We start from the raw sequence: 8,513 nt of genomic DNA, 5'->3' as shown, positions 1-8,513 counted from the left end.
GCCATCCGGCGGACCCGGCACACCCGTGCGGAGGGCGTTCGCGCCCGACAGGCCCGACACTCCGATCGGCCGTGAATCGTGTGCTTAACGTGCCGGGCATGAGCCGCACGAGTCTTGTCTCCGTGACCGCCTGTGCCATGTGCCCGGCCGCCGCTCCCACCGAGCGCGACCTGGCACTGGCCGGTGGTGGCGACCCCGCCGGGCACGGTTACCACGTCGCACTGCACACCCCCAGTGTGCTGACCGGGCCTGAGGACTACCACCCCACCGCGTTGCTGACCGCGGCGGGCAGCGGTGACACCGACGGCGGGCCGCCACTCGCCCGGCACGGTCTCATCCCCGGTTCGCGGTCGCACACCACACGGGGGGAAGGACGCTCCCACGGGGCGCCGCCGACCGGTGCGGTGATCAACGACGCGGACACCTGGCGCGCCCCCGAATACATCCGGATTCCGGGCGAGCGGTGCTCGTACAGGCCATGGACCCCGTCCCGTGCAACGACCGGTCGGAGTGCGGCAGGCGGTGATGTGCTGGAAGCCGCCGCCGCTGTATCCAGCGCCCACCTGAGGGACATCGTGGCGTCAGCCACCGGAAGCCCTTCGGTGGTACGACAGTTCACGGCCGCACCCGCACCCGCGTCCGTGAGCCCGGCGCGAGTGCTCAGCGCGGGACGCGAGCACCGGCCGCCGGTATCCGCGCCGGCCGAGCCCAGGGCCACGTCGCGCCACGGGCTGGTCAGGGTCGGCCCGTCAGTACTCCGGTACGCGGCAGGTGGTGTGCTGCTGCTGGTCATCGCCGGGGCGCTGGCTCGCCGCCGTACGGCGACGTGTCGCTGTTCTGTGTGATCACGGCGTTCGGCGCGCCGGCCGACGTGTCACTGTCCGAGCCGGCGTGGAGCCCCGTTGCCCGGCGGACGAAGCAACCGCCGCCCGCATACGTAGGAACTGCCGACGCCGCCGGTATATGTCGTGACCTGGCCCACCGACGACCGGCGAGCGCCGCAGTAGGTCCTGACTCACCGGTACTTACTCCCCTCTCTTCTCCTGGGGACCGTCCAGTTCCTGTGGACCGTCCGGTCAGAAAATACTTGACCGTTCGTTCCACTATTATCTAGAGTCCAGGCATGGCCAGGACCAAGGAATTCGACCCGGAAGCCGCACTGCAGTCAGCCCTGGAGCTGTTCTGGCAGCGCGGGTACGAGGCGACCTCGATGGCGGACCTCGTCGAGCATCTCGGCGTCGGGCGGGCCAGCGTTTACGCCACCTTCGGCAATAAGCACGACCTGTACCTGAAAGCGCTGGACCGGTACAACGAGAACCGTGACCCGGGCCTTCTGTCCGAACTGTCCCAGCCGGGCCCCGCGCTGCCCGCCGTGCGTACGGTGGTGCGGCGATTCGCGGTCGAGGCGAGCGCCGAGGATGGGCGCCTGCGGGGGTGCTTCGTCACCAACACGGCCGCCGAGCTGGGGTCGCACGACATGGCGGCGGCCCGCAGGGTCGAGGCGAGCTGGAGTCATCTCGAGACCCTGCTGCACTCGGCGCTGATACGGGCCCGCGCACAGGGTGAGCTGCCCGAAGCCCGCGATCCGCGCTCGCTCGCGCGGATGCTGCTGGTGCTCATGCAGGGGCTCCGGGTGGTCGGCAAGGCGTCGAACGACCCGGGCCTGGTGCGGGACGCGGCCGAGCAGGCGCTGGAGCTGCTGGACTGAGTGACGCGCCCTCGCGAGAGGGTCTCCAGGGGCAAATTACGGAATGTTCGGTCAAGAATACAGGAAGGGGAGGGATGACCGGCACGCAGACCTGGAGCACCGCGGCCGCAGCCACGCGGACGGGCGTTTGCCCGGTCCCGCCCTCACACTGCTCGGCGCTGTGCGCATGCCGCTGATCTCCACGCCCACTCCGCCCAACGTGCCGCCGTCCCGTACCGGCCGCGAAATGCCGTTCCGCCGGGACTGCTTGGTCCTCCTCGGCGCTGCTCACGGCTGCTCCTGTCGGCGCCGCGTTCCTCAACACCCGTACCAGGTAACCGAGTACTGAGCACAGGGAGACATCGTCATGGACGCACGCTTCACCGGTAGGACCGTCCTCGTCACCGGCGCGGGTTCCGGTATCGGCAGGGCGGTCTCTCTCGCCTTCGCCGCCGAAGGGGCCTCGGTGGTCGCCGCCGGGCGTACTGCCGCACCACTCGACGAGACGGTCGCCCTGATCGGGAAGGAGGGCGGTACCGCAGCAGCGTTCACCGCGGACGTGACCCCCTCCGCGGACGTCAGGGCCCTGGTCCGAAGGACCGTCGAGCACTTCGGCAGCCTGGATGTCGCCGTCAACAACGCGGGCATCTTCCGGGGCGGCGCGCCCCTGGCCGATCTCCCCGAGGAGGACTGGCGCGCCCTGCTCGACAGCAACGTCACCGGTGTACTCCTGAGTCTCCAGGCCGAGATCGCCCGGATGCGCGAACAGCCGACCGGTGGCGCGATCGTCAACATCGCCTCCAACCTCGGTGCGCACATGCGTGTCCCTGGTGCGGCCGGCTACATCGCCACGAAGGCGGCCGTCTCCGCCCTGACGCGGGCCGCGGCTCTGGACCACATCGCCGACGGGATACGCATCAACGCGGTCAGCCCCGGCGCGTCCGCCACCACCATGTCGCTGCGGCCGGGTGAGACGGAAGCCGACCGCGACGCCCGGACAGCGGCCTCATCGCCGCTGGGCAGGGTTTCCTCCACCGCTGAGATCGCGGCAGCCGTCCTGTACGTGGCATCACCGGACGCCGCGTCCATGGTCGGCGCCGACCTGGTCGTCGACGGTGGCAACGCCGCCTGACCGTGGAGCTTTCTTTCTGCCTCGGCGGGGAAGGCGGCCAGGAGGACGACGAGGAAGGGTGGCTGGCGGAAGGACATGGCACACCGGAGAGGCATGGCACAAGGGATGGCCGCTGGGCGGCAACGGCCTTCATCGAGTCGACGAGGTGAGGGATGTGCCCGGCCGGTCCGCAGCAATTGGCCGGCACAGTCATTGGTCATCACCCGGTCCCGGACAGGGGCAGGCGCGAAGGAGGCTCTCCGTGGCGCGGCGCTGCCCGTGGCACCTCAGGGCTTGGCGCGCGTGACTTCCGCAGGGCGGGCGGGGCAGCTCCCCGCCGATGTTCTCACTCGGGACCGGCGGAGCCCGACGCCGCTCCATCCGGACGGCCGCTCCATGAAGCCGGGCCGCCTTCCGAGCAGCACCGGTACCCTGGACCACCTCGCGGCGTCTCCTATCGGCGCTGCGAATTCTCCCTTCGGCGCGGGAGATCCTCCCGCGGCGAGCGGAGAAGCGCTGACGGTCCGTCCTGCCGCATCGGACGGCGCCGCCTGACGCCACTTCCCCGACCAGACGCGGGGCAAGGAAGCCGGACACACGACGGGGAGCACATGCCGACATCGAACGTCTCCTCGGGCGAGTTCTCCCGCGAGGCCACCCAGTCCGCCAGTGGCATCGTCGAACTCCTCGACGTGATGTGGGAACAAGCCAGAGAATCCACCACCACCGCTCCCGCCTCCACCTCACAACTGCGTCTGATGTACCTCGTCGACCTCGATGAGGGGATACGGATGCGCACCCTGTGCAAACGGCTGGCGGCCGCTCCCCCCTCCGTCAGCCGCCTGTGCGACCGCCTGCAAGCAATCGGCTTCCTGCAGCGGCTCCCGTGCCCCGACAGCGGACGCGAGGTGGTCCTGCGACTGACCACTGAGGGGAAGGCGCACCTGCGACGCATCCGTGAGGAGCGCGAGAACATGCTTCACCAGGCCATCAACGCCCTGCCCCGGACCGATCGGCGCGCACTGGCCAGAGGGCTCGCCGCACTCCGTACCCGACTCGCAGTGAACACTGACGAGGACAGCAGACCCGGCGTGGTATCCGCAGCCTGAACCGGGCCACCGTGCCGGACCTCACTCCGGTGCCGCCCGTATCAACTCGCATCACAGGGCCAGGTGTCCCGCACCATGAGCCCTGTGCCGTGCCGCATCGGCACCCCGGAGCCAGGCAGGGTCCCACCGGCTCCGGGGGATGTCACCGGTGGCTGATCAGCCGAAGCCGGGGGCCGCAGCCGTGGCGTTGAGCGCTGTTACGACTGCCTCCTCCTCATATCTGAAATGGGACTCCAGCTCGTCGGCCAGCCGCTCCAGGTCGGCGCGCATTCGCACGGGGTCGGTTTCACCAGGTACGAAGCTGTCGACGGTCTGCTGGATGTCTTCCTGCAGCCGGGCCACCACCTTGTGCTGCTCGCCGAGCTGAGCCAGTGCCGGAGCGAGTGCGGGAAACTGCTCGGCCAGCATCGGGAACACGGCCATGTCCTCGCCGCTGTGATGCTTCGTCAGCGCTCCGCAGAAATTGAGGCAGTGGGTGCGCATCTGCCGGGCGAGGTCCGGGGGCGTCCGTGCGATCGCGGCCGTGCCACCCTTGACCACCACCTGGTCCGCCCGGTCGCGGAGCGTCCGCAGCTCCTCGTGCAGCCAGTCGTGCACCTCGACGATCCAGTCGCCCATCCCTTTGACCCGGTCCTCGCCGGGCCGGGGACCGATCCGGTGCAGTACGACGACCGGGATCTCCCGCACGGTCCTGGCCTGGTGGTCCGCGTACCCCGGCGCCTCGGCGATCACGCGGTCGAAGAGTCTGTCACGTTCCTGGGCCTGTGGGATCGCGGCGATCGCTCGATAGGTGTCGGTACCCGTCTCGACCGTCACGATCGGGTTCTTGCGGATGTTGTGATACCAACCGGGGTGCTTGTCGGCGCCGTTCGACGATGCGACGACGGTCCCTTTCCCGTCGAGTTCGAGATACCCGAGGACGCTCTCACGGTGCAGTCCGCTCCTGGCGCCGACAGTCGTCAGTACGGTCAGCGTCCATCCCTCGAACATGCCGCTCATCCTGCCGCTGTTCGCCCGGAAGTCCGAGATGACCTGACGCTGGAACTCGTTGACGTCGAAGCCTGCCCAGTTCTCGCTCTGCGCTTCCCGGGTCCCGTCATGTTCCTCATGTTTCTTGCCCATGCACTGCCTTTCCGTGTGGATTGATCGCGAAGGAGGGCGAATCCGCCGGAGATCGACACAGAAATACCCCGCATGCCTACGCAGTGAAGATGGGCGCAGCAATCCCCGGACAGGGATTGACGAGCTGCGAGAGACGGAACGTGCCGATCTCTGCAATGGCTGAGACCCCGATCGGTTCAAGGCACCGCCTGCGCAGTGGAGTTGGAGAGGGCTGGACTGCCCGGCCCGAACAGCGGCGGCGATGCTGGGGCGGTGTAGGGGTCCGGTCGCAGCGGCCCTGCTCCCACATGCTGCACACCCGTCGCTCCCGCGAGCGGTCCCGGTCAATCGGCCCCACGCGCCATCGGCTCCACCGGCCAGGACACCTGGCGGAACTGTTCCGAGGGGTGGCGTGCGGATGCCTCGGCGCTGATGTGGAGTCCCGGGTACGGCCCGGCGGCTGTTCAGGGCCCGGTTCGGTATGCCTCCAGCCGGTCGGCCAGTTCCGTGGGGTGGCCGAGCATGGGGCAGTGGTCACCGGGCAGTTCGTCGGGCGCGATGCCCAGGCGCTCCCGTACGACCCTGCGCATGTACTCGGCAGGGAAGAAGCGGTCGTCGCGGGACAGGAGGAACTTCGTGGGCACATCCGGCCACGCGGCCAGTGGCCATGGCTTCATGAACGGGGTGGCCGATTGGGTGCGTGTGTGCTTCTTGGCCTCGGCGGCCAGTGCCGACGGGGTGTCGTGGTGGAACAGAGCGGTGTCGTCGTCGGAGTCCCTGCCGTCGCGTTCGTCCTGATCGCGCCTGGCCTGCTCGTAGCCTGTGTTGGCCCACCACTGTCCCGGAGTCTCGCCCGGTGCCGGGATCTGCGCCTGCAGCATTACCAGCAGTTCCACCGGCACGCGGTCGCACACCAGTGGGGCGGTGAAGCCGCCGAAGGAGTGGGCCACCAGGATCAGGCCGGTCCGATCACCGATGGCGTCGACCACGGCGTCGGCGTATTCGGCGAGCCCCGCCGAGTCGTCGTCGCACGGCAGGTCCACCGCCACCACCTCATGGCCCCGCCCGCGCAGCTCGGCGCCCAGCAGGTGCCAGTACCACGGGCCGGACGCGGCACCGGGAATCAACACATACGCAGCCATCGTGAGCGATCCCCTCGGTAGCGAACACGGTGCCTCGACGCCGTCGCGCTGTCCGCCGGGTCACGTGAGCGAACGTCCGGCTGCCGGGGTACTCGGCAGGACGGCACTCTATCCACGTGAAGACGGACGAACGGCCAACGACATCGCCATATCCGGTCTCTACGGGCGGAGGCCGGCCTCGCTCCCCGGCTGAGCGAGGCGGAACCGGTCAGGCTGCCGGCGGTGGCGGGTGGTGCCGTCTAACGGTTGGGAACCGATCATCCAGGGAGCTTCGGGCGGCGTGGGCTGCCGTCGCGTGCGGTGGATGAGCGTCACCGGACGGCTCGTCCGCCTCGGCCGGTGGTGGTGGCGGTTCCTCGGTCATGGGCGCACCGCTCCTCGGACACCCTCCCCGGCTGCCGGGAGGATTTCCACGAGCCGGCCAGGCGCCGTGCGGTGCCGCCGCCACTCCCGTGGGTAGCCGAGCGACACCTCATGGTGCGGCACCCCGTCGTGATGGATGAGCCGGGGGATGTGCAGATGCCCGTACACCACTGCCGATGCGCGGAAGCGGGTCGGCCAGTCGGCGGTCGCGGTGGTCCCGCACCACATGGCGAACTCCGGATGGGTCAGGATGAACGTCGGTTCGCGGACCAGTGGAAAGTGGTTGACGAGCACGGTGGGCAGGTCGGCGGGCAGTGCGGCCAGGCGCGCTTCAGTGCTCTCCAGGCGCGCCCGGCACCATGCGTCCCGGGAGGGGTACGGGTCCGGATGCAGCATGAACTCGTCGCTGCAGACGATCCCCGCCCGTTCCGCGATGGCGAGCCCGGACTCCTTGTCCACGGCGCCTGCGGGGAGGAACGAGTAGTCGTACAGGATGAACAGCGGGACGATCGCCGTGGGCCCGTCCGCCCCCTCCCGGATGGGGAAGGGGTCTTCGGGCGTCACGACCCCCAACTCGCGGCACTTCGCGACCAGATACTCGTATCTCCGCACTCCATTGAGCTGCAGGGGGTCGCCCGGAGTGGTCCACAGTTCGTGATTGCCCGGCACCCAGATCACCTTGCTGAACCGGTCGGCGAGCAGTTCCAGAGTGCGCAGGATGTCGGTACTGGTCTCTCCGACGTCCCCCGCGACGAGTAGCCAGTCGTCGTCCGAGCCCGGCCTGATCCCTTGGACGATCTCCTCGTTCTCCTCGTAACGGACATGGAGGTCGCTGATGGCCAGGAGTTTTCCGTGTGCCGACTTCGAAAGCCCCATTTCCTGAAAGTACACCCGGGTGTTCGGCCCGCATACGGTTGTCGGTGAACTGGCCCGGCGCCTGCGCCGTCGCGACCGAGGGCGGGCTCGGCTCGGTCGTGCCCGTCACGGCCGGCAACGTGGCACCCGGCAAGCACTGTTGAAGGCCCGTCAGTTGTGCCCGGCAACGGATGACCCAGCCGGTGAGCAGCGCCTGACGGGCCCGTCAGGAGGCGGTCCGCCCGCCCTGGCGCGCGTTCACCAGTACCTCGACACCGTCGAGTACCCGCTGGAGTCCGAAGACGAACTCATCGGTAGGGGCGTCGATGACGCCGGCCGTGATGAGCTCGCTCAGCACCGGGAAGTGTTCCGCGTCCACCAGCTCCGCCAGGATGCGACCGTACTGCGGCATCGAGACCCCGTTGTCGTCCGGCATCTCCAGGGCTTTCGGCGACAGCTTCGTCCCGGCGTGCACATAGCCGTTCATGAGGAGTACGACGGAGAACTTCTCGGTGGCGCTGAGCCCCGTCGCGTGCAGCATCTGCAGACCGCACTCCATCCAGGACAGCTGACCGGGCTCCAGAGGCGGACCGGCCGTCGGGATCTGCAGCATCCAGGGGTGGCGCTGGTACACGGCGAGCAGTTGGGTCGTCCAGAGCTCCAGTCCCGCGCGCCAGTTGTCCACCGGGGCTTCGGGGAAGGGCGGCTCCCCGTACGCGGTGTCGAGCATGAGGACCAGCAGGTCGTCCTTGGTCGCCACGTGGCGGTACAGCGACATGGTCGCGCAGCCCAGCCGTTCGGCGAGGCGGGCCATGGACAGCTTCGCCAGGCCACCTGAGTCGGCGAATCCGACAGCTTCCGCCACGATGCGCTCCTGGCTCAGTTCGGGCTGCGAGCTCCGAGGCGGACGGCGCCGGGACTCCCAGAGACGTGCCACGCTCGGGGGGAGGGCGCTCCCTTTGTCTGCGGTGCTCACTTGGTGCTCGCCTTCAAGGGAGGGAATGGAAGGGGGCGGTGCGGCCGACCGCACTACGGCGAAGCCGCCTACGTGGCCGGCCGGCCCTTCCCCGGTCCTGGCCGGTCCACATTCTCCCTCGTTCATGGCTGAGGTGTAGCCGTGCGGGTGTCCCGCCCGGTCAGGGGCG

Annotated in this window: 8 protein-coding genes; 4 read left to right on the top strand and 4 right to left on the bottom strand. The window is 69.1% G+C overall.

Annotated features, from left to right (window positions below):
* The first annotated feature begins 98 nt into the window (after positions 1–98).
* From OG584_RS07350 to OG584_RS07335, 4 genes are all read left to right on the top strand, one after another.
* Complete coding sequence (locus tag OG584_RS07350; protein WP_405776258.1) at positions 99–845, top strand: hypothetical protein; 747 nt, start codon at positions 99–101, stop codon at positions 843–845.
* 278 nt (positions 846–1,123) lie between these two features.
* Complete coding sequence (locus tag OG584_RS07345) at positions 1,124–1,708, top strand: TetR/AcrR family transcriptional regulator (RefSeq protein WP_405776256.1); 585 nt, start codon at positions 1,124–1,126, stop codon at positions 1,706–1,708.
* A gap of 346 nt (positions 1,709–2,054) precedes the next feature.
* Positions 2,055–2,819, top strand: coding sequence for an SDR family NAD(P)-dependent oxidoreductase (locus OG584_RS07340; RefSeq protein WP_405776254.1), 765 nt, complete (start codon positions 2,055–2,057; stop codon positions 2,817–2,819).
* 590 nt (positions 2,820–3,409) lie between these two features.
* Positions 3,410–3,907 carry a MarR family winged helix-turn-helix transcriptional regulator gene (locus OG584_RS07335; protein WP_405776252.1) on the top strand — a complete coding sequence of 166 codons (498 nt, stop codon included), beginning with the start codon at positions 3,410–3,412 and terminating at the stop codon, positions 3,905–3,907.
* A gap of 156 nt (positions 3,908–4,063) precedes the next feature.
* Here OG584_RS07335 and OG584_RS07330 read toward each other — a convergent pair whose 3' ends face one another.
* The 4 genes from OG584_RS07330 to OG584_RS07315 form a co-directional block, all read right to left on the bottom strand.
* Positions 4,064–5,029: a nitroreductase/quinone reductase family protein gene (locus OG584_RS07330; protein ID WP_405776250.1), complete on the bottom strand. Its 966-nt coding sequence runs from the start codon at positions 5,027–5,029 to the stop codon at positions 4,064–4,066.
* A gap of 443 nt (positions 5,030–5,472) precedes the next feature.
* Entirely contained in the window at positions 5,473–6,150 is a 678-nt protein-coding gene (locus OG584_RS07325; protein ID WP_405776248.1) for an alpha/beta hydrolase, read from the bottom strand.
* Positions 6,151–6,510: 360 nt separating this feature from the next.
* Entirely contained in the window at positions 6,511–7,389 is an 879-nt protein-coding gene (locus OG584_RS07320) for a metallophosphoesterase family protein (RefSeq protein ID WP_405776246.1), read from the bottom strand.
* A 205-nt stretch (positions 7,390–7,594) separates the two neighbouring features.
* The gene (locus OG584_RS07315; RefSeq protein ID WP_405776244.1) at positions 7,595–8,233 is read right to left on the bottom strand and encodes a TetR/AcrR family transcriptional regulator; all 639 of its coding nucleotides are present in this window, start codon (positions 8,231–8,233) and stop codon (positions 7,595–7,597) included.
* Between the last annotated feature and the right edge of the window lie 280 nt (positions 8,234–8,513).

Source organism: Streptomyces sp. NBC_00859, from assembly GCF_045161865.1.
In the GTDB taxonomy this organism is placed as follows: Bacteria; Actinomycetota; Actinomycetes; order Streptomycetales; family Streptomycetaceae; genus Streptomyces.
The sequence above is the reverse complement of the archived record's forward strand: the minus strand, read 5'-3'. Positions and strand labels throughout refer to the sequence as shown.

What these genes read in the sequence shown, in the direction of transcription:
- OG584_RS07350 (WP_405776258.1), top strand. Translation starts at nt 99, where the DNA reads ATGAGCCGCACGAGTCTTGTCTCCGTGACCGCCTGTGCCATGTGCCCG.
- OG584_RS07345 (WP_405776256.1), top strand. Translation starts at nt 1,124, where the DNA reads ATGGCCAGGACCAAGGAATTCGACCCGGAAGCCGCACTGCAGTCAGCC.
- OG584_RS07340 (WP_405776254.1), top strand. Translation starts at nt 2,055, where the DNA reads ATGGACGCACGCTTCACCGGTAGGACCGTCCTCGTCACCGGCGCGGGT.
- OG584_RS07335 (WP_405776252.1), top strand. Translation starts at nt 3,410, where the DNA reads ATGCCGACATCGAACGTCTCCTCGGGCGAGTTCTCCCGCGAGGCCACC.
- OG584_RS07330 (WP_405776250.1), bottom strand. Translation starts at nt 5,029, where the DNA reads ATGGGCAAGAAACATGAGGAACATGACGGGACCCGGGAAGCGCAGAGC.
- OG584_RS07325 (WP_405776248.1), bottom strand. Translation starts at nt 6,150, where the DNA reads ATGGCTGCGTATGTGTTGATTCCCGGTGCCGCGTCCGGCCCGTGGTAC.
- OG584_RS07320 (WP_405776246.1), bottom strand. Translation starts at nt 7,389, where the DNA reads ATGGGGCTTTCGAAGTCGGCACACGGAAAACTCCTGGCCATCAGCGAC.